Below are 20,808 nucleotides of genomic sequence, written 5' to 3' on the forward strand. Positions count from 1 at the left end.
ATACTTATATAATACAACATAATACAAGTTTGAGGAAGGTGTTAAAGATGGAGCGTAAAATTGTGATTGCTTCACACGGAAATTATTCACAGGGTTTAGCACATGCCGGCAATATGATATGTGGTGATCTTCCTTATGAATTGGAAGCGTTTACTTTACTTCCGGGAATGTCTGCGAATGATTTTGTGGAGAAACTTGAAAAAGAAATATTATCAGACGTGAGTGCAGAAAAAGAATATGTTATTTTGACGGATTTGTTTGGTGCGAGTGTTTGTAGTGCGATGTGCCAATTATTGAAATATGAAAATGTAAAGGTTTTCGCTGGTGCGAATTTAAATTTATTGTTGATGATTTGTATCGAGTATACGCAAAAAATCGGAGAGAAAGAAGCACATGAAATTGTAGAAATGGCACGAGAAGGTATCCGTTATGTTCAATTAGATCCTGTAATCGAAGAAGAATTCTAATTATGTGGAGGAAATTATGAGAGATAGAAACTTTTTAGATATGTTTCAACAGAAAAAGGTTATCCTTGGCATGCTACATTTGAAAGGAACCTCAGCGAATGATGTAATAGAAAGATTGAAGAGGGAACTAGACATTTATGTAAATAATGGATTGGATGCTGTCATTATCGAGAATTACTTTGGTACGTATAAAAATTTAGAACAAGGATTGGAATATATAGAAAAATGCAAATTGCCTATTCCTTATGGTGTAAATTGTTTAAATGTCGATCAAATGGGATTTGAATTAGCTAAAGGATATGCAGCAAATTTTGTACAACTAGACTCTGTTGTTGGACATGTACAACCTAGAGATGAGGAAACGTTAGACGCTTTTTTTGCTAAATGGAAGCAAGATTATTCAGGATATATTTTAGGCGGAGTACGTTTTAAATATCAACCAGTACTATCAAAAAATACTGTAGAACAAGATTTAATAATTGCACAAGATCGTTGTGAAGCAATTTGTGTTACGGGAGAAGCAACTGGGCAAGAAACTTCAACCGAAAAAATTATCAAATTTAGAAATGCTCTAGGCAGCTTGCCACTAATTATTGGTGCGGGGGTTACTCCTGAAAATATGAAAGAACAGTTTAAATATGCAGATGGCGCAATTATCGGCAGCTATTTTAAAGAAAAACATATAGCAGAAGAAGAAGTTTCAATTAAAAATGTCAAAGCAGTAGTACAAACAGTAAACGATATACGGAGGGACTTAAATGATTAAGTTAGTCAGAGTAGATCATCGATTATTACATGGACAAGTCGTATTTTCATGGACAAAAGTATTGGGAACAGATTGTATTTTGATTGCGAATGACGCAGTTGCGAAAGATTCTTTACGCATGTCAGCTTTACGTATGGCAAAACCCGAAGGAATAAAATTGGTAATGAAGAGTATTGAGGATTCTATAACAGCTTTAAATAGTGGGGTAACAGACAAATATAAATTATTGATTCTTGTAGAATCTGTTGAAGATGCGTATCGATTATCTGAAAAAGTAGATGTAATAAAAATGATTAATTTAGGTGGTGCAAAATTAATCGAAAACAAACGACAAATTTCTAAAGCTTTTTCAGTTTCTGAAAAGGACTGTGAGTTACTACGTAAAATGAATGATAAAGGAATTCGACTGGAAATTCAAATGGTACCTGATGAGCCCGCTAAAGATGTGATGGATTTAATTTAAAAAGGAGGCGCGTGGCATGTTGACACAAACGTTGCTTATCTTTTTAGTAGCGGTTTTAGGTTATTTAAACAGTTTTTTCGGTAGTATTATGATTAATCGACCAATTGTAATGGGAATGTTAGTGGGGCTTGTTTTAGGAGATTTGACAACAGGGATTATAGTAGGGGCTTCTTTAGAGTTGGTTTGGTTAGGAGTGATGGCTATAGGAGCAAGTAACCCACCAGATATGGTTTCGGGGTCTATTATTGGAACATCGTATGTGATTTTGACACATTCTAGTATAGCAACAGCAGTAGCATTAGCTGTTCCAATTTCAATGTTAATGCAAATGTTATGGAATGTATTAATGATTGTTTGGATTCCGTTATTGGTTGCAAAGGCAGACAAATATGCGAAAGAGGCGAATTATAGAGGAATTGATCGCATGCATTACATAGCTGTTTTTAGTCAGGCAGTGTTGTTAGCTGGGTTGACTTCTACCGGATTCTATTTTGGTTCAAAAGCTATTCAGTCTTTTGTAGACACAATACCTGATTTTGTTAATTCGGGCTTAAATTATGCAATGGGTATTATTCCAGCAATTGGATTTGCATTGTTAGTTAAGATGATTGTGAACAAAAAAACGGCTTGTTTCTTATTTTTGGGATTCTTATTAGTTGCATATTTAAAAATAAGTGTACTTGGCGTAACAGCATTTGCTTGTGTATTAACTGCTATTTTGCTGTTCAATACAGGACATTCATCTTCAAATAATCATGTTCAGGAGGTTATTGATGATAATGAATTCTAATTCAGAAAAGTTAACGAAAAAAGAAATACGTAGAGTCATTTGGCGTTCTTGTCAATTAGATGCTTCTTGGAATTTTGAACGCCAACAGAATTTAGGATATTCTTATGCAATGGTGCCAATTATTAAACGTTTGTATAAGAATGATTCGAAAAAAGCGCAAACTGCATTAAAAAGAAGTCTTGATTTTATGGCCATTACTCCGCAAGTATCACCGTTATTAATGGGGATTAATGCAGCGATGGAAGAAGAAAACGCAAATAATCCAGAATTTGATGATTCCGCCATTACAGCAGTGAAAACATCGCTAATGGGACCACTAGCAGGAATTGGTGATTCACTAATTGTCGGAACGTTACGGATTATTGCGACTGGTGTAGCCATTGGGTTTGCATCAAAAGGAAATATAATCGGTCCAATTTTATTCTTGTTATTATACAATGTGCCAGGTTTTTTACTTCGTTATTATGGTTTAACTTTTGGTTATAAATATGGGGCTTATTTTATTACAAATGCCGAAAAAACAGGCATTATGGATAAAGTCACATATGCGGCGAGTGTTGTTGGTTTGACAGCAATAGGAGGTATGATCGCAAGTTATGTTCAATTAGATTTATCCGGAATTATGATAGGTAGTGGGAAATTTGCGGAACCATTGACGAAATACTTGGATATGATTATGCCGGGACTCGTCCCTTTAGCTGTATTTGGAATAATGTATTGGTTGATTGGTAAGAAAATAAAAACGTCAAATTTGTTGTTGGGCACTGTTTTTGTATGTCTTTTTATTAGTTTTTTGATTAGCTTATTTTAAAGAAAAATCCTAAAGTAGTATTATCCTCTTTATGTAGATAGTATAAAAAACCATCTATTCATGATGAAATACAGATAGTTGGAGGGCATAGCCATCAAGTTAAGGCTATGTATAAATTTCACTAAAAACAGCTACCCTTACATGGAGTATCCATGTAAGGGTAGCTGTTTTTATGTCTTCAATAGAAAAATAGAGGCCACATGGTTATTCCATTAAAGGGCGCGATTGTGGAGCAACATAGATAGGAAATGATCAAACTTTTTTATAAAAGGATGATTCAATTGAATATAGAAAAAGTGCGTATTGATCAATCTTTTTCTAAACACGCTTTTTCCATTTGCCTCTTTTATCAAGGTTTATTAGGTTAATTTAATCAAACTTTATTCCAAGGCTACATAAAATGCAAAATTTTAGTTAGCAAACGAGAAATAAATACTTCATTATTGATTCTGCTATATTTAAAAGTTTCTATTCTAATACAATAAGAAAAGCAAAAAGAACTTGTAGGAATCCTACAAGTTCTTTTTAGTTTCAGGTGAATATACAAGACAAACAAACTATCATCATAGCAACTACAGGGGTAATGCTTTGACAAATTAATTATATAACAAATATTAACATCTATAGATTTTAATTTCGGAAATTATGTGAATTAATAAAATAAAGCGGTTTATCACTTTCTCTTCCTAAAAAATCCATTTAGTTATTTCGTATAAATAACTTCAAATTAATATCTACATCATAATAAATTAGTGAAAATATAAATGTAGGTTAATATAGAAGAATGGGGGATTCTTACAGAAAAGAATATATCTATATTCAGTAATGATTTATACATGCAAAATAAAAGCATAGTTATGTTCACATGTAAACTATAAAACAGATATTTGTTAACTATCTCCATTCTTTTGCTGGCTGAACCCCATCACCATCAAGCTAAGGAAAACGAGATACCCCAAAAACGAAAAGCTAACTTCTTATCAACTTATGTGAATAAGAAGCTTCATTAGTGGAATCTGAAGGAGGGGTATAGGTTTCTAGATAGATTGCCCGCTACTAGGCCTAATTTATTAAAAATACAGATTTTGTATTGTAAGAGAAATTATATTATCTATCTCATGTATCCAAAACACAATCCAAAATCCAGATACTGTAACATATGCTTTTTCATTTTTTTTATAATAAATCAAATAAGCATAATTATAAAGAATTCCTGTCACTGTAATACATATTATATAAGTTATCCCAAATGGATGATATAAACCAAACATTAATGCTGCAATTAAAATTATTAATAAATCATGTTCACGAATCCAGGGAATACAACGAAGAATCCAGAATAAAAAAACTTGGAAAATTAAAGTTTCTACTATAGGAGCCATAATTAAAACTGATACAATTTGAATATATATAGGTTCATTCTGAGAAGGATTACTTTGTATTTCTGGTAATAATAAAATAAATGGCCTGGTAATTAAATAGCTTAAAATTACCATAACTAATATAAATGATATTGGATGCAAATTCACAAAAAATTGATGTATTTTTTTTATCACTTATTATCTTTCCTTTTCAATTAAAATATAAAAATAATTAATACGAATCCTCTTTGTATTTTAAACTATTTATCATTATAAATATATAATTAAAAATACAAAGAGGATTCATACAAATTAATGAATCCTCTTTGTATTATTTATTACCATTTTCCATATGGAGCTCCATGTTTATATCGACTATCTGTTCGACCATAAGTACCATATGTTTTTTCGCGACAAGAATCATTATCCCAACACTGTTTTCCAGCTTTGATAATAGGACCAAAAATCCCTCTTGCTCCACCATTTGCTTGAAGTTCTTTTTCATTAAGGGGTACCGTCACATCGCCATCAAGCTAAGATTTTAAAGTACCCCCTAAACAAAAAATTGTGTTTTTTATAGCACCGAATTTCATTTTTATCGTTTTAGGGGCAACCTGTTCTGTAAGTTGATGGACGTGTGGTTGGACCTCTACATGGAATCCTACTGTCTTTGTTTTGATTTAGAAATTTCTAAATTAACTTTCTTTTTATTTGAAATTGTAATACAATCGAGTTAAATAAATTTAACTGGTTAAAAAAAGGATGATGCATAATGAAACAAAAAGCCATTTCCATTATCGAAACATATGAACAATTAAAAGTTATAAGCGATCCATTACGTACAAAAATGCTTATATACTTAGTCGAAAAGCCATATACAGGTCATCAACTTGCTCAGCTTTTAAATCTTTCTCGCGCAAAAATACTCTATCACCTCCGCGAACTAGAAAAACACAACATCATTCAATTAGTAAAAAAAGAAGAACAGGGAGGGAATATTTTAAAGTACTATCAGGCTGTTTCGCGTGGCTTTATTCCTGCAAATCACTTACTTCACTACATTGAATCGCAACAGGCAACAAGACAATCCTATTTAGAAGTATTACATCGTGCACAAACAAGAGTATTAACTGCTCCAGATACCTCATTCGATTTAACATCTTCCCATGTTGAAGATTGGCCAAGTATCTCGATGCAAACAGAATTCTCATTAACAGAAGAACAATTTATAAATTTTTTAAATCAGTATAGAAACCTTGTTAAAGAAACTTTAGCAGCTTCCACAGAAACTGATACTAATAAAAACTTTTATGTTACAATCACAGGTTTTGAAATTGATCAACTGCTCTTTAACGAAGATTTATAATTCATTATTTGTGGGGAGGAATATTCTTTGAGTGAGCCATTTATATCACAACAAGTTCAACCTAAGTATACAAGCATGTCATTATTTAAAAATCGTGCATTCTTATTTCTTTGGTTATCTAGTACCTCTTCTTTTCTTGCTCTTTCAACCTACCTATTTGCAGAGCAATGGTATGTTATTCGAGCTTTAGGTCAGGAATCAGCACTTGGGATTGTCATGATGGTAACTCTAATCCCGCGAGTCCTCCTAATGACTGTTGGAGGTGTATGGGCAGATCGCTTTAAACGTTCAAAAATTATGTTGGTTTCTAGCTTCACGCGTTTTTTATTGGTTTTTGTAATGATTACTTTATTACATTTACATCTATTAAATTTATGGTCGTTACTGTTTTTTGCACTACTATTTGGAATTCTGGATGCTTTCTTTTCACCAGCGAATCAGTCTCTTCTTCCTCTTCTAGTCCCAAAAGAGATGTTAACTCGATCTAATTCCTTTATTCAAACTTCCAATCAAGTTGCAATGTTTGCCGGACCAATGATAGGCGGCTGGATTATTACAGTTAGTTCTTTCTCGGTTTTATTTCTCTTCGTTGCTTGTTTTTTATTAATTACATCCGCTTTCACTTTATGTATTAAAGAAAAAAATTCTTTACCGTCTTCTAAGCAAGCATCTACCAGACAAGAGCTATTAGAAGGTTTTCAATATGTATGGAACATGCCTTTTTTAAAATCTATACTTTTTATTTTAATGACAATAAACGTCCTCTTCTTTGGCCCTTTACTTATGGGAATTCCATTATTAGCGAGCGAGGTATTACATGGAAAGGCAGTTGAGGTCAGTTTTTTACAAAGCTCTTATCAAGGAGGAATGCTAGGAGGCGCTTTATTGATTGGGCTTTTAAATATTAGGAAAAATAGAGGTCTTTCTATTCTAATACTTATTTCTTTTCTTGGTATTTTTCTTTCTCTCCTTGGTCAAATGTATGTTTTATGGCAAGGAATCCTTTTACTTGTGATGATGGGTTTCATGTCTTCTATGATTAATGTACCACTGGTGTCTATTATTCAAGAAAACAGTGAAACAGATAAGCTAGGGAGAGTTATGAGTTTCGTAAATGCCTCTTCGAACGGTTTAGTTCCGCTATCTTATGCTTTTGTATCTATATGCTTAACATTTGGCACTTCTATATCTAACATTCTACTATGTTGTGGCTTACTCATAACTATCTTATCCATTCTTTTCATAACAAAATATAAAATTGTACGTGATACAAATTAACTAAACAGTGCAGTATTTCTAGAAATTAAATGTTGGTTCAGGTTAAGCAGGTGGAGCAATGCTATTTATAAATGTACTAAAAATTTTTTCCGTATTGGGTGTACAGAGGTATCTTATTTTTATTGGAAATAAGTATATTATTCGGTATTAGGGTCCCACTATACATGCCCATCCACTTAAAATATAGGTTGATCCCCAAAACGAAAAAATAATCTAAATTCACATAAATAACTGTCAAGAGATAAAAATTTCGTTTTGGGGTATTTGCTTTTCTTAGCTTGATGGTGATGGGGTACCGTCAGCATTTTGGAAAAAAACCACGCTAAGATCATGCAAGATTTTATACAGTTTTTCGGCTAATCCAGTAACAAGCGAGAACCCTAAAACCCATGCCAGGATAGGAATGTATAAAAAGATGAATAGCGTTATAGAAAATAAAAAAGGGGATTCCTTGTGAGATTAGGATTCTGCCATGTCCTTGCTACCGATAATGGGACGTTATGTTAACTGAGCGTGTATGGAATATACATCCGAAAATCTAAGCGAATCGGTTCTTTCAAATGGTACAATGAGGAAAAAAGAAGTGAATGAATCATGACAAAAAGAACAGGTTGGATCTATCTCCAAATATGGAGGGGTTTGCTACGAAGGGGAAATAACAGAGGCTTACAATAAATAATATTAGGCTAAATAGTAGGTTTATTACGGAAGTATTCTTTGTATTTAACTATTACGTAAAAAATAACATTGAATTGGTGGTAATGATGATGGATATTACAATTAAAAAATTACATGCCGTGGATTTTGAAAAATTATTTGAATTTGAACTTGAGAACAGAACTTATTTTGAGGAAATGGTACCGAGTCGCGGGGATGATTACTATAACTTCGAGACATTCAAAAAAAGGAATAAAGCCCTGTTGGATGAACAATCTCAAGGGTTATCATATTTTTATTTAATTAAGAATAAAGATGGTTTAATTCTTGGAAGAATGAACTTAGTAGATATTGAAAAATCCCAAGGTTTAGGTCATATTGGTTATAGAGTGGGAAAAGCATATATCGGAAGAGGGATTGCTAAAATAGCATTGAAACTCTTATTAGAAGCCACAAGTAACTTAGGAATAAAACAGATTTCGGCGAAAACTACAGTGAATAATATAGCTTCCCAAAAAGTTTTGGAAAAAAACGGCTTTAAGTATATAGCAACAAGTGATGAAGAATTTAGTATGAATGGACAAATTTTATCTTTTGTTTATTATAACTGGGTGAAATAACATATGTCTTTCCTTCATTAAAGAGCGCTTTAATGAAGGAAAGATCACAAAAATGATCAAACTTTATTTCAAAGCTATAGTTACAAAAAGCAAAAGATTATGTGGATTCCTTATAAAAATAACTTCCAATAACGATAATTATGTAAATACGAAACTCCTTCAGCAAGCAAACTGAAGGAGTTTTTTTAGATACATTGAATACCGATAAGTGGTGTTATGGTAACCTTATTTAATCATTGATAGTTTTTTGCATATCATTAGCAATTAAATTTTTATCTTAACTAATTCTACAAACTTATTTACTTTTGATGGGCTTGAAAAATTGGTGAAGACAATAAGTTCATCTTTATAATTTATTATTAACTTTTTGATAAAAGGAACAGAAGAGTACTCTAAAATTAAAGAATTTGTATCATTAATGTTTGAAATACTACTATATTCATACTCCCATTTAAGTCCTTTTCCAAACATGTAATCAGCACAAAACAACAATTTTTTATTTGTAACAGCTAAGACTCCAGATCTACTAATGTAATGCAGATCTATTGTACAATAAATTGTAGAAAGGATTTCTTCGTTGTTTTTTAGATGTTTTTTTATCGTTTCCAAGTTTGCTTTCATTGTTATACTCCTGTTTTTATTCATTTAATTTTAATATTACATATTTCGAATTATATATTATTAGAGTAAATTCTGTATATAAAATTTAAATACAAGTACAAAAGAAACTAAAATCTTTAAATTGGAGAACTATCCTTCTTGGTTATGTGTGTTCTAATCTCTTTTTTATCATATTTTGAATGTATACTTTAATTATTAATTTTGAGGATATCGGGGGATTTGGTTTAAAGTCAATATTTTAGGGAATTTGAAAGTAAACTAATATCTAAAAGTTTACTTTCAGTTTTTAGGTCTAAGGAAAGGGGAACTAGAAGGGGATAGCCCCCTTTGCTAGACCTCCTCACTCCAGCCATTACCTTATACCCAAAAACAGGGTGAAAACCTTTGTTTTTAGTGAATCTATATTACATTTTCAATGAAAATAAACAAAGTCTATTTCTTATAAAAATTTTGTTTCATTAAGGAAATAAAATATACTAAACTATAAATCAATTTATAGAATGAGGTATAAACCATTGAATAAACGACATATTTTTATAGGTGCTGCAATGAGCAGTATTTTATTATTATCTGCATGTGGTAATTCAGATAATATTGCTACATCAAAATCAGGAAATTTGACTAAAGAAGAATTTAATAAAGATTTGAAAGAGACAGCAGGAAAAGTTGTTCTACAACAAGCAATGTTAGACAAGATTTTATTAGATAAATATAAAGTTTCAGATGATGAGGCAAAGAAAAAAGTTGAAGAATTAAAAAAACAAATGGGTGATAATTTTAAAGCCTATTTAACACAAACTGGTGCTAAAGATGAAGATGATCTTAAAAAAAAAATTAAAACGCAAATAGCGTTTGAAAAAGCTGTTAAAGCTTCAGTTACGGAAAAAGAGATAAAAAATCTTTATAAGCCAAAATTAAAAGCAAGTCATATTTTAGTAAAAGATGAAAAAACGGCGAAAGAAATAAAAGAAAAATTAAATAATGGAGAAGATTTTGCAGCATTAGCAAAACAATATTCGGAGGATCCTGGTTCAAAAGAAAAAGGTGGAGAATTACCTGAATTTGGTCCAGGTCAAATGGATCCTAAATTTGAAGAAGCCGCTTATAAATTAGAAGCTGGACAAGTAAGTGATCCAATAAAATCTTCTTATGGTTACCATGTTATTAAATTAACAGAGAAAAAAGAGTTAAAACCTTTTGATCAGGAAAAAGATAATATTCGTAAGGAATTGGAACAGAAACGTTTAAAAGATCAACAATGGCAACAACAATTTTTCAAAGATTTATTTAAGGAAGCAGATATAAAAATAACAGATAAAGATTTAAAAGATACTTTTAAAGAATTTGAAAAATAAGGATATGTACAAAAAAAGAACCTATTAGGTTCTTTTTTTGTACATATCCTTAAACTAATGAAATAAAATCTACTTAATTACTTTAAAAATAAGTAGGATTGCTTATTTCTTTTTGAGTATAACATGTTATATCTGGATTATGTGTTTGTATAAAAGCTAGCTATGTCATTGTCATATTTATGGGTTCTGGTGCAAAAAATCTCTTAAACTTGGACATACTGATACTATCAATCTAGAAAAGGGATGGTATTCAGTGTGAATAAGCAAAATTCGTTCAAATGGAAGCACTATCAGCCTGATATTATTTTGCTAACAGTAAGATGGTACCTACGGTACAATCTAAGTTTTCGTGATTTAGTGGAAATGATGGAGGAGCGAGGTCTGTCCATTGCTCACACTACCATCATGCGATGGGTACATCAATATAGCCCTGAGTTAGACAAACGAGTTCGACGCTATTTAAAGAAAATCAATGATTCTTGGAGAGTCGATGAGACATATGTAAAAGTCAAAGGGAAATGGACGTACCTGTATCGTGCTGTGGATTCTGAAGGAAATACCATCGATTTTTATCTGAGCAAAACACGGGACCAAAAGGCTGCAAAAAGCTTTTTCAAGAAGGCCTTGCAGTCTTTTCATGTTTCAAAACCTCGTGTTATAACAGTCGATAAAAATCCAGCTTATACTATAGCAATTGAACAATTGAAAAAAGAAAAAAGCATACCTGGTGGTATGCGACTTAGACAACAAAAGTACCTGAATAACATAGTAGAACAAGATCATCGCTTTCTAAAGAAGCGAATTCAATCTATGCTAGGGTTCAAATGTTTTGACACAGTTACATCCATTCTTTCTGGAGTAGAAGCCATGCATATGATTAAAAAAGAACAAGTTGATTTACGGAATCAGTCTGTCCAAAACGAGAAAGAATTCATTCATCAATTGTTTGGACTTACAGCATAAGATACGATTCCGTTAGAAATCTATGCGCTTTATTATCTTTTATTCTATTTTTGCACCAGAACCCTTTGCAATTCCCGGTACAGTTGCTCTTTCTAGCGCTCATTAAAAAAAGTAAAACCTACTGCACAAAAGGGTCCTTTAGTCATAAGCTTCACTAACTGTTGTGCAGTATATTTTGGTGAATATTTCATGTCATTTTGAAGCCACCAAATTGCCATCCCAACAACACAGGAAGTGAAGAAACGTAATACCATATCCTTTGGAATATCTGAGTCATGTTCTCCAATTTTAAGCTCAATGTAATTTCGTTCAAGATTATCCATAATAGTTTGCTGCATTTGTAGGTTAAAATCATGAATGCCATGAGGCCCAAACATGGTTTTATAAAAGTCCGCATGTTTTACCATACACTCAAATATCGATTGTAAAACTTCCTCGAGTTTCGAAAAATCTATTTGATGTCCCTGCACATGGGCATATAGGACCATCTTACTTGTCAACTCTTCTAGTGCACTCTCGCTAAGCTTTGTTAACAAATCTTGTTTATCCCTGTAATGCGAGTAAAATGTTGCCCGATTGATGAGTGCCTCATCTGCGATATCTTGAATGGTAATAGCATCGTATCCCTTTTCCGCTATCAGTTTGATAAAAGCATCATATATAAATTTCTTTGTTCGAATAATCCGCAGATCCGCTTTTTTCAACATCTTATACCTCCCCGTTCGTTATTGTCATTATAAACAACAGATTTCATCCTTTTGTTTTTTATCTTACATTTAGGCCTTAAATGTAAATTGAATTTTATGGAAAAAACGATATAATTTCATTATAAACAACATGAATTTATTATCAACTACACATTGTTCGTTATCTATCAATCTGTTTGTTAAACGAATGCTAGGAGGAATAATTTAAAAGGCTTATAGTGAAGCAATTTTTCAAACAAAAGATGGTTTTAGGTGGCCTTTTAGGCATTATGGCTGCTATTATCATCGCTAGTTTTGCTTTTATGAAATCTTAGATAATCCGCCAATTTTAGCTTGTAGTAGTGTAGTAAAGAAGGATACAGAAGCCGAGTTAAATCGCCGCTCAAGTCCCTGGAGACTTAATAAAATCCATGTTGAAGTTTCTAAGTGATATATATTAGAAATACGTTTAAGGAGGATGAGAATAATTAAAAAAAACATTATTTTTGCACCAGAAACTTTTAACTTGGCCGAAACTACCAGATCAATAGAAGTAGCAAAGAAATGTTCCGAATACTTTCATTGCATATTTATAGGCTACTCTAGAAAATATGCTTATCTTATTGAAAAAGCTAACTTTGAATTTATCCACCTTGAACCAGTTTTAAGTGAAGACGATATCACTCAACTCATGAAAGTCGATCAGATGAAGGGTATAAAACATCCCTTTACATACGAACATCTCAAAAAACGAATTGAGAATGAGAAAACAATTATAAATACTTACTGTCCGGCGGTTGTCGTTATCGGAACTACATTAAGTATGTTTATTTCAGCGAGAGCTTGTCAAACACCACTTGTATATATTAAACCATTAGCATACACCAGAACTTTTTTATTAAAAGGACACCTAGAATTACCTCCCATAATTAATAAGCCTTTCTTACCTAAAAAAGTCACCATGAATCTCTATAAAAAGGTTGCTTTAGGTATTACTTATAAACCAAAGTCTTTTTCTAAATTGGCAAAAGAAGAAGGAGTAGAACTTCCAAAATACACCATAGATGCACTGGATGCTGATTATAATTTAATTACAACCATTCCTGAAATTAGTGGTGTGGACGATCTTCCTGCTAACTATAAATATATTGGCCCGGTTTATGCAAAACTGGATATGCCCATACCATCATTTCTATATAGTCTTCCCTCAAATCAACCTGTTATTTATTTTGCGATGGGAAGCTCTGGAAGTAAAGAAATTATCATGAAATTCTTACATATTTTAAAGAAACTTCCGGTGACAGTTATATGTCCAATGAAGAAAATACTTGCGTCTAGTGGCAATATTTTTTCTAGTAGCAAGAATATTATTCTTTGTGACTTACTTCCCGCTCATAAATTGGGAAATATAATAGATTTATCTATTATTCATGGTGGAGAAGGTACAGTTCAAACGGCTTGTTTATCTGGTAAACCATTCCTTGGGCTTGGACTGCAAGCAGAACAAAAAGCCAATATAAATGAATGTGTTCTTTTTGGTAATGCATTGGAACTTAAACGAAAAGATATTACGACTCAGAAAATTGGTGAATTGATAGACTTCTCTCTAACAAATAAAGAGATGCATAATAAGGCAAAAGAAATGCAGGAACTTTTAGAAAATATTGATGGTCCAGTAAATGCTGCTAACTTCTTAATAAATCATTTCGCTATAACATAAAAGAATAATGGAGGTTTACCATGAATAAAGTATACGATAAAATCATTAGCCATTTGGCTGAAATAACAGGTTATGATCAAAGTGATATTGCTGTAACTGATTCGTTAGTTAATAATCTTGGCCTGGACTCAATGATGATTATGGATTTTCATAGATTAGTAGTACATGACTTTCCTGAGATGAAAGAAGTCGACTTGGAAGAAGTTTTTCAACAAGAGGATACAACTGTAAATAATATTTTATGTTTAATATATAAAGAAATAGGGATGGAAATGAATCAAGAGACAGCTTCATTACTGGATGATTTCAATGAAGTTAAAGAGTTTCATAAATATCTTAAAAGCAGAGAATACATTCCTTATTTCAGAAAAAACCATGGAATAGCATCAAATAGAATTATTATAGATGGAGAAGAGAAGATAAATTATTCCACTTACAATTACCTCGGTATTAATGGTTCAAATATAATTAACCAGGCCGTCATTGAAGCGATAAATCGTTATGGAACGAGTGTTTCTGGTAGTAGGTTACTTAGCGGAGAAATTGAAATCCATCAAAAGCTTGAAAGAAAAATTGCTGAATTCTTAGATGTAGAAGATGCTCTAATTCAGGTGGGAGGACACAGTACTAACGTTAATACTATAGGGAATATTGTTAATCAAGAAGATTTAATTCTACATGATGCATTGGCTCATAATAGTATTATTCAAGGTGCAATTCTTTCTAATGCCAAGCGAAAACCGTTTAAACATAATGATATGGATCATCTAGAAGATGAGCTGAAAAAGCTAAGATCGAAATTCCGCAGGGTTTTAATCGTGGTAGAAGGTGTTTACAGCATGGATGGAGATATTTGTAAACTACCAGAACTAATCAGAATAAAAGAAAAGTATAATGCTATTCTCATGGTGGATGAAGCGCATTCAATCGGTACTATTGGTAAGAATGGTAGAGGTGTTACAAGTTATTATGATGTTAACCCTAAATCAGTAGATATTCTAATGGGAACATTAAGTAAATCCCTTAATAGTTGTGGGGGATATATTGCTGGTAGCAAATCCTTTATTAAATATTTAAGATTCAATTCACCTGGATTTATTTTCAGTGTTGGAATGACACCAGCTAATGCAGCCGCAGCGTTAGCGTCATTAACAATCTGTGAAAATGAAGAAAGTCTATTTGTAAGTTTAAAAGAAAACCATACGTATTTCTTAAATGAATTAAAGAAACTAGGCGTTGATTCAGGTGAAAGCTACGACACTCCAGTAGTACCTTTAATCATTGGAAACTCGGATGAAGCTCTTAAATTCTCGGAAATATTATTTAAAAATGGAATAAATGCGATGCCAATAATTTATCCTGCAGTAAAAGAAAGTGAAGCTAGAATAAGATTCTTTATTTCAGCTGCTCATTCAAGAGAAGATCTGGATATGACTTTAAAAATAATTAAAGAAAACATTCAAAGTTTATCCACGTACAATGAGCCTGTGTTAATAACATCGTAACTTACGGGGAATTTGGAAAGATAGGAAGCTTTCTGCTTCCTATCATTTAATCATAAAAGAGGAGGGGGTTATTAAATGCAATACAGTTTGTTAATGAGCAAGTATCAATCATATTCTCCAAACAAACGTTATAAGTTACCAGAGAAGTCCATTCGTATAAACATTTTAGTTCGATTATCTAAGATTGTAGGGATAAGAGATACTCCTTTATTCCAATTACTTTTGTTTTCAAAAGTTAAAAACTATATAAGATTTATTCTATTAAGGAAGATATATGAAAATTTTGATAATGTTCAAGAAATGACAAAAGGAAACATGCATCATAATATAGTTCATTCATTTATGGATTTAGGTATCCAGTTGGGGATGATTTCACAAAAAGAGAATGTATACACATTAAATCAAGAATACCTTTTGGCAGTAAAGGACAGAAATAGCTTAGTTGAATTTGAAGACAAAAATTATAGTAAGATTGTAAATAAAATACAAAGTGATTACAAGTTCATTGAGCGTGTAATTAATACAGAACATAATACAACATTAGGAAAAATAATGGGGAAATTAGAGTTTGTATATATTAAAGAGGTCCTTACCTATTTACAAGAAATTAATAAATTGGATTTTTTTAAACAAATATCTCCTAGCTTTTCAGAGGATTTTTACACAGATCTTGGAGAATTAGCGTTTAATATTTACACAAAAGAAAACTATGCAACTTTTATTTCTCAAAAACAATTTAAGTCAATTCTTGATATTGGATGTGGAAATGGTAATTATATTGATGTACATTTGAGCTCTGATGATAAACAAATTGTTGGTGTAGAAAGACAAAAAAAGGTGTTTGAAAAATTACAAACTAAATATAAAGATAAATCGAATGTTGTTATACATAACGAGGACATTATAGACCTTTCATTTGAATGTAAATTTGACATGATCAATATGAGCTACATGTTATTTTATCTTACTCAAGACGAAAAAGAAAAGCTCTTCAAGCGACTAAAAGAAATTTTGCATAGGGACGGTTCTATTGTTATTTGTCAGTATTATCCTAATTTTGAGATTTATCAAGAGCTAATGGCAAAGCATAATAAGGATTGGAATCTTATATCTCGCTATAAATTTGATATCTGTAATAGTATTCTCCAAGCTGAAGTTGTATTAAATAATATGCTTATTGATTTTGCTCAAGCGGAACAGTGGAATCTTTTCCTTACTTTACTAGATTCATCTGGATTTGAAGTAAGTGAAATTGCACCAGCAGATGATACATATTATTCGTATTTTATTACAATTAAACACAAATATGGAGGTACAAATGATTAAATCTACTAACGTTATCAAGGTTTTTAATGCAAATAAGCAAAATGAATTAAAAGTGTTAAGAGGAATTGATTTAGGTATAACTAAGGGTGAATTTTGTACAATTATTGGGAAATCTGGGTCGGGTAAAACTACACTTCTCAAATGCTTATCGGGACTAGAGAGTGTTACTTCAGGCGAAATTCAAGTAAACAAAAGAAATATAGGTAATCTCTCTAAAAAAGAAGTAAATGTTTTTAGAAAAAATGATATTGCTTTTATTTTTCAAGAATATAACTTAATTGATGATCTAACCTTGCATGAGAATATCTATTTAGAACATGGTATTACTGAGGGAATTGAAAATCTTATCGATGATTGGGATATTCGTAAAGCAATTAATTTATTTCCTAATCAATGTTCCGGAGGTCAACAGCAAAAAGCTGCGATATTAAGAGCTTTAGTGAAAAGAGCTAAAATACTGTTTTGTGATGAACCTACGGGAGCACTTGATGGGAATTCATCTAAGGAGGTTCTAACAGTATTACAAAAGCTGCAACAAAGTCATCAAACTACGATTGTTCTTATAACCCATAATGAACAAATAACGAAAATCTCCAATCGTGTTATTACTATTCATGATGGGAAAAAGGTTAATGATATGGTAAATGAAGATATTGAATTAGCGGAGAATTTAGAATGGTAAATCAAAATATAAAGAGAAAATTCAGAAAACGTACAATGAGAAGATTAAACACTTATAAATTAAAGTTTCTAGTTATATTTCTTGTTGTTTTTGCTACAACTGGTATCTTTATAAGCTTTTTTGTTGGTACAAGTAGCGTTCTACAATCAGTTGAAAAATTCAACAGCGAATATAACGTAGAGGACGGTATATTTATAACTAATGACGATATTGACGAAAAATTTAAGGATATTTCCTTGGAACAAATTAAAAATGGGGAAGTGAGGGAAGGCGGCAGTACAGTTCGAATATTCCAGTCAAGAAAAAAAATTAATAAATATCAAGTGACCAGCGGTCGTGATATTCAAAACGATAAAGAGATTCTAATTGACAATAACTATTTAAAAGCAAATAAATTAGCGCTCAATGATGAATTGACCTTTAATGGAGAAAAATTAAAAATAGTTGGAACTGCAATATCACCTGATTATATTACAACCAAAAATAGTAATCTAGTGTTGCAAGCTAATTCTGAAGTTTTTGGTATAGCATTTGTAAATGAAGAAACGTTTCAAAGGTTATTCGGTAATGAGTTCTCTTCATATTATGCTTATACTAGCAATCTAGATGTTCAAGAGGTTTCGAAAATCGTTAAACCAATTTATATAAATGATTCTCAAAATAACACGAGGATACAACAAGTAATAGGTGATGCAAAAGCACCAAGGGATCTTGCGTTGCTTTTAACATGCTTACTATATCTAATAGTTGGGGTTCTTTTAAGTGTTTACCATTTTGAAGTATCCAAGAAAGAATCAAATAACCTAGCAACATTTAATAAGTTAGGCTTTAACAAATGGATTCTTTTTAAACATTATATAGCTGAAACGAGCTTAACACTTTTAATTGCATGGTTAATCGGTGGTACAATCGGTATATTTTTGATTGAGACGATTATGCAAATGAATAGCCAAATATATAATTATCCAATTCTTAAAATTGATTATATGTTATTGACAGAATGTTTAGTTTTCTCGTTAGCTATTGTTTTAGTGATTAACTTTGTTTTAGTTTATCAGTTTTATATAAAATTTAAAAAGAAGAAAAATAAAGTTAAATCTATAAGAAAAAGAAGTAGCAAAATCATGAAATTCATTCCTTTTACTTACCGGTATCGGTTAAAGCGGATAAATAGAAATAAAAAGGAAATGGCTTTGTTTATAGTACTGATTTTCTTTGTAGGTTTACTGATTAATTTTTCGTTTTTATTGAAAGACTCTGTAACTAATTATGTCGATGACTTAGCATCAGAGAATATTTTTGAAGAAATTTTGTTTTTAAATCCACCTAATCAACATGATATCAAGGGTGAAGAGTTTAAACTATATAACTTACATGATGAAGACGGTATTACACAAAGTGTTTATGTAATCGGTTCTGATTCTAAGTATTACAATTATAATCTCAAGCTGGCAGATGGAGATGTAATAATTACTCAAGCATTCTCTGATAAATATGGGAAAAAAGTAGGAGATAAGTTACTACTAAAAGATGTAACTAATCAAAAAGATTACTCATTTAAAATTAATAAAGTCAACAATGTTACTACAGTGAGTAATATATATTTAGTTTCCGATAACGGAGAAATGTTCAACCATGAAACATATTCAGTACCTGCAGTAGCTCTATCAAACCCATATGATAATGCTAACGATAGCGGGATAGAAGCTACATTGACTAGGAACGAGATAATAACTTCCGGAAAAAATATCTTAGATGTTATAAACAAACAGATCACACTTATTTTAGGGCTTGCTATAGTTCTACAAGTTGCATTACTTTACTCACTTCTTGAGTTCAGTTATCAAAATAGTATCAAATCAATTAAGACATTAAAATTAGAAGGTTATTCATTAAAAGAACTAATGAGAATGCATTTTGCCTTTAGTTTTCCTATTGCGGTCCTAACTATTATTGGATCATACCTTCTATCAAGAATAGGTGTAAGAGTGTTTTTGGATCAAATTATGTTTGACTTTGTCAACTTTGTTAGAGTTACTGATAATCTAAACATTATATTTGCAAGTAATGGAATGATAATTGCCGTATTTACCTTCTTCTTAATAAGAATAAGGTCAAAAATGAAATGCATTTGAAATGACAATGGAGGTAGACGAGTTTATGAATAGAGTCGTGGTAACAGGAATAGGTATTGTTTCACCAAATGGTATTACCAGAGAAAGTTCCTGGGAAAGTATTGTTAACCTTGAAAGTGGTATTATTCCTTCCAAATATGAAAATACAAAATTTGTTGGGGAAGTAGATGACATTTTTAATGAACCACTTACAACAAAGGATAAGCGGTATATGGATCGTTGTACTCAAATGGCCGTAATTGCATCAAGAGAAGCCGTTAAAGATGCAGATTTATTAATTAATGATGAAAATAATGAAAATGTTTCTGTGTTTGTTGGAAGTTCTGTTGGGGGCATTCGTGCCCTCGCAGATGAGTTTGGAACTGCAGCTGTAAAAGGTGTAGATCAAATGACAATGCTTGTAATACCTAGAAATCTAATTAATATGATAACAGCAAATATTAGTATTGATTTAGGTATAAAAGGTGAATCTCTTGCTTATTCAATTGCCTGTGCTTCAGGAACAGTAGCGATAGGAGAAGCATTTAAAAAAATTCAAAATGGTAGCAAAAAAATAATATTAGCAGGTGGAGCAGAAGCATGTGTTATTCCACAAGTTATAGAAGCCTTTAGAAAGTTAAGAACCTTGACGAACTCTAAATCCTTAGATAAAGCTAGTGTCCCTTTTTCAAAAGATAGATCTGGATTTGTAATGAGTGAAGGGGCGGCCTTTCTTATTCTTGAAGAGCTTAATCATGCAAAGGAGCGTGGGGTTCATATCTATTGTGAAATAGAAGGTTATGGAAGTTCATCAGATGCTACTTCATTATTGGCGCCTGACCTCAATGGTGTTACAAGATGTATGGAAAATACATTAATTGATGCTAAATGTAGTTCAGATGAGGTAGAGTACATAAACGCTCATGGTACATCTACTAAACTTAACGACTTAACTGAATCAAAGGCTATAAAGGAAGTATTTAATCACAATCCTTTAGTATCCTCGACTAAATCTTTACATGGACATGCTTTAGGGGCTGCTGGAGCAATTGAAACAGCATTATGTTGTATGATGATTAAAAAAGGAAAATTAATTCCCACTATTAATGTATCAAGAGACAGTGTGGGAGAGGATATAGAAGTTAACCTTCTTCTAGAAGAGGTATCTAATTATAATGGTGGCAAGCTCTTAAATAATTCATTTGCGTTTGGTGGACATAATGCCTCAATTTTATTATCGAACTTTCAGGATTAATT

Annotated in this window: 19 protein-coding genes; 16 read left to right on the forward strand and 3 right to left on the reverse strand. The window is 31.7% G+C overall.

What is annotated here, in order from left to right:
* Positions 1–47 precede the first annotated feature (47 nt).
* From JTF23_RS14115 to JTF23_RS14135, 5 genes are read left to right on the forward strand one after another with little or no spacing between them, the layout of a single operon-like run.
* Positions 48–467: a PTS sugar transporter subunit IIA gene (locus JTF23_RS14115; protein ID WP_165497509.1), complete on the forward strand. Its 420-nt coding sequence runs from the start codon at positions 48–50 to the stop codon at positions 465–467.
* 16 nt (positions 468–483) lie between these two features.
* On the forward strand, positions 484–1,233 hold the full coding sequence (locus tag JTF23_RS14120) for a BtpA/SgcQ family protein (protein ID WP_204209033.1): 750 nt from the start codon (positions 484–486) through the stop codon (positions 1,231–1,233).
* Positions 1,226–1,696 (forward strand): PTS sugar transporter subunit IIB, encoded by a 471-nt coding sequence (locus JTF23_RS14125; protein WP_078182037.1) that lies wholly within the window; start codon positions 1,226–1,228, stop codon positions 1,694–1,696. The genes JTF23_RS14120 and JTF23_RS14125 overlap by 8 nt, the downstream gene beginning before the upstream one ends.
* A gap of 16 nt (positions 1,697–1,712) precedes the next feature.
* Positions 1,713–2,486 (forward strand): PTS mannose/fructose/sorbose/N-acetylgalactosamine transporter subunit IIC, encoded by a 774-nt coding sequence (locus JTF23_RS14130; protein ID WP_078182038.1) that lies wholly within the window; start codon positions 1,713–1,715, stop codon positions 2,484–2,486.
* A complete protein-coding gene (locus JTF23_RS14135) occupies positions 2,470–3,297 on the forward strand; it encodes a PTS system mannose/fructose/sorbose family transporter subunit IID (RefSeq protein ID WP_234879601.1) in 828 nt (275 codons plus the stop codon). Before JTF23_RS14130 ends, JTF23_RS14135 begins: the two co-directional genes overlap by 17 nt.
* 1,070 nt (positions 3,298–4,367) lie before the next feature.
* Here the strand turns inward: JTF23_RS14135 and JTF23_RS14140 are convergent.
* Positions 4,368–4,853 (reverse strand): CPBP family intramembrane glutamic endopeptidase, encoded by a 486-nt coding sequence (locus JTF23_RS14140; protein WP_204209034.1) that lies wholly within the window; start codon positions 4,851–4,853, stop codon positions 4,368–4,370.
* A 577-nt stretch (positions 4,854–5,430) separates the two neighbouring features.
* Here JTF23_RS14140 and JTF23_RS14145 point away from each other — a divergent pair.
* From JTF23_RS14145 to JTF23_RS14155, 3 genes are all read left to right on the forward strand, one after another.
* Positions 5,431–6,024: an ArsR/SmtB family transcription factor gene (locus JTF23_RS14145; protein WP_204209035.1), complete on the forward strand. Its 594-nt coding sequence runs from the start codon at positions 5,431–5,433 to the stop codon at positions 6,022–6,024.
* A 27-nt stretch (positions 6,025–6,051) separates the two neighbouring features.
* A complete protein-coding gene (locus JTF23_RS14150; protein WP_098990245.1) occupies positions 6,052–7,302 on the forward strand; it encodes an MFS transporter in 1,251 nt (416 codons plus the stop codon).
* Between the two features lie 764 nt (positions 7,303–8,066).
* Positions 8,067–8,579: a GNAT family N-acetyltransferase gene (locus JTF23_RS14155; RefSeq protein ID WP_199663589.1), complete on the forward strand. Its 513-nt coding sequence runs from the start codon at positions 8,067–8,069 to the stop codon at positions 8,577–8,579.
* Between the two features lie 264 nt (positions 8,580–8,843).
* On the opposite strand, the gene JTF23_RS14160 is transcribed toward JTF23_RS14155, so the two are convergent.
* The gene (locus tag JTF23_RS14160; protein WP_204209036.1) at positions 8,844–9,200 is read right to left on the reverse strand and encodes a PH domain-containing protein; all 357 of its coding nucleotides are present in this window, start codon (positions 9,198–9,200) and stop codon (positions 8,844–8,846) included.
* 515 nt (positions 9,201–9,715) lie between these two features.
* Between JTF23_RS14160 and JTF23_RS14165 the strand changes: the two genes are divergently transcribed.
* Both JTF23_RS14165 and JTF23_RS14170 read left to right on the forward strand, forming a co-directional pair.
* Entirely contained in the window at positions 9,716–10,555 is an 840-nt protein-coding gene (locus tag JTF23_RS14165; protein ID WP_204209037.1) for a peptidylprolyl isomerase, read from the forward strand.
* 255 nt (positions 10,556–10,810) lie between these two features.
* Positions 10,811–11,518, forward strand: a complete 708-nt coding sequence (locus JTF23_RS14170) for an IS6 family transposase (protein WP_204209038.1) — start codon at positions 10,811–10,813, stop codon at positions 11,516–11,518.
* Positions 11,519–11,610: 92 nt separating this feature from the next.
* On the opposite strand, the gene JTF23_RS14175 is transcribed toward JTF23_RS14170, so the two are convergent.
* Positions 11,611–12,225, reverse strand: coding sequence for a TetR/AcrR family transcriptional regulator (locus JTF23_RS14175; RefSeq protein WP_070129429.1), 615 nt, complete (start codon positions 12,223–12,225; stop codon positions 11,611–11,613).
* A gap of 457 nt (positions 12,226–12,682) precedes the next feature.
* On the opposite strand from JTF23_RS14175, the gene JTF23_RS14180 reads away from it, so the two are divergent.
* The 6 genes from JTF23_RS14180 (at position 12,683) to JTF23_RS14205 (ending at position 20,806) form a co-directional block, all read left to right on the forward strand.
* Positions 12,683–13,924: a glycosyltransferase gene (locus JTF23_RS14180; protein WP_002203020.1), complete on the forward strand. Its 1,242-nt coding sequence runs from the start codon at positions 12,683–12,685 to the stop codon at positions 13,922–13,924.
* Between the two features lie 20 nt (positions 13,925–13,944).
* Positions 13,945–15,429: an aminotransferase class I/II-fold pyridoxal phosphate-dependent enzyme gene (locus JTF23_RS14185; RefSeq protein ID WP_204209039.1), complete on the forward strand. Its 1,485-nt coding sequence runs from the start codon at positions 13,945–13,947 to the stop codon at positions 15,427–15,429.
* 75 nt (positions 15,430–15,504) lie between these two features.
* On the forward strand, positions 15,505–16,755 hold the full coding sequence (locus JTF23_RS14190; RefSeq protein ID WP_204209040.1) for a class I SAM-dependent methyltransferase: 1,251 nt from the start codon (positions 15,505–15,507) through the stop codon (positions 16,753–16,755).
* Positions 16,748–17,437, forward strand: a complete 690-nt coding sequence (locus tag JTF23_RS14195) for an ABC transporter ATP-binding protein (protein WP_204209041.1) — start codon at positions 16,748–16,750, stop codon at positions 17,435–17,437. Before JTF23_RS14190 ends, JTF23_RS14195 begins: the two co-directional genes overlap by 8 nt.
* Entirely contained in the window at positions 17,431–19,572 is a 2,142-nt protein-coding gene (locus tag JTF23_RS14200) for an ABC transporter permease (protein ID WP_204209042.1), read from the forward strand. Before JTF23_RS14195 ends, JTF23_RS14200 begins: the two co-directional genes overlap by 7 nt.
* Before the next feature lie 25 nt (positions 19,573–19,597).
* Positions 19,598–20,806: a beta-ketoacyl-[acyl-carrier-protein] synthase family protein gene (locus JTF23_RS14205; RefSeq protein WP_204209043.1), complete on the forward strand. Its 1,209-nt coding sequence runs from the start codon at positions 19,598–19,600 to the stop codon at positions 20,804–20,806.
* Positions 20,807–20,808: the final 2 nt, after the last annotated feature.

Source organism: Bacillus sp. RIT 809 (assembly GCF_016892495.1).
Taxonomy (GTDB): Bacteria; Bacillota; Bacilli; order Bacillales; family Bacillaceae_G; genus Bacillus_A; species Bacillus_A cereus_U.

Bases quoted from the DNA above. Each gene is read 5' to 3' on its own strand.
- JTF23_RS14145 (WP_204209035.1), top strand. From the start codon at position 5,431: ATGAAACAAAAAGCCATTTCCATTATCGAAACATATGAACAATTAAAA.
- JTF23_RS14135 (WP_234879601.1), top strand. From the start codon at position 2,470: ATGATAATGAATTCTAATTCAGAAAAGTTAACGAAAAAAGAAATACGT.
- JTF23_RS14190 (WP_204209040.1), top strand. From the start codon at position 15,505: ATGCAATACAGTTTGTTAATGAGCAAGTATCAATCATATTCTCCAAAC.
- JTF23_RS14175 (WP_070129429.1), bottom strand. From the start codon at position 12,225: ATGTTGAAAAAAGCGGATCTGCGGATTATTCGAACAAAGAAATTTATA.
- JTF23_RS14200 (WP_204209042.1), top strand. From the start codon at position 17,431: ATGGTAAATCAAAATATAAAGAGAAAATTCAGAAAACGTACAATGAGA.
- JTF23_RS14180 (WP_002203020.1), top strand. From the start codon at position 12,683: ATGAGAATAATTAAAAAAAACATTATTTTTGCACCAGAAACTTTTAAC.
- JTF23_RS14155 (WP_199663589.1), top strand. From the start codon at position 8,067: ATGATGGATATTACAATTAAAAAATTACATGCCGTGGATTTTGAAAAA.
- JTF23_RS14160 (WP_204209036.1), bottom strand. From the start codon at position 9,200: ATGAAAGCAAACTTGGAAACGATAAAAAAACATCTAAAAAACAACGAA.
- JTF23_RS14115 (WP_165497509.1), top strand. From the start codon at position 48: ATGGAGCGTAAAATTGTGATTGCTTCACACGGAAATTATTCACAGGGT.
- JTF23_RS14185 (WP_204209039.1), top strand. From the start codon at position 13,945: ATGAATAAAGTATACGATAAAATCATTAGCCATTTGGCTGAAATAACA.
- JTF23_RS14125 (WP_078182037.1), top strand. From the start codon at position 1,226: ATGATTAAGTTAGTCAGAGTAGATCATCGATTATTACATGGACAAGTC.
- JTF23_RS14205 (WP_204209043.1), top strand. From the start codon at position 19,598: ATGAATAGAGTCGTGGTAACAGGAATAGGTATTGTTTCACCAAATGGT.
- JTF23_RS14130 (WP_078182038.1), top strand. From the start codon at position 1,713: ATGTTGACACAAACGTTGCTTATCTTTTTAGTAGCGGTTTTAGGTTAT.
- JTF23_RS14195 (WP_204209041.1), top strand. From the start codon at position 16,748: ATGATTAAATCTACTAACGTTATCAAGGTTTTTAATGCAAATAAGCAA.
- JTF23_RS14120 (WP_204209033.1), top strand. From the start codon at position 484: ATGAGAGATAGAAACTTTTTAGATATGTTTCAACAGAAAAAGGTTATC.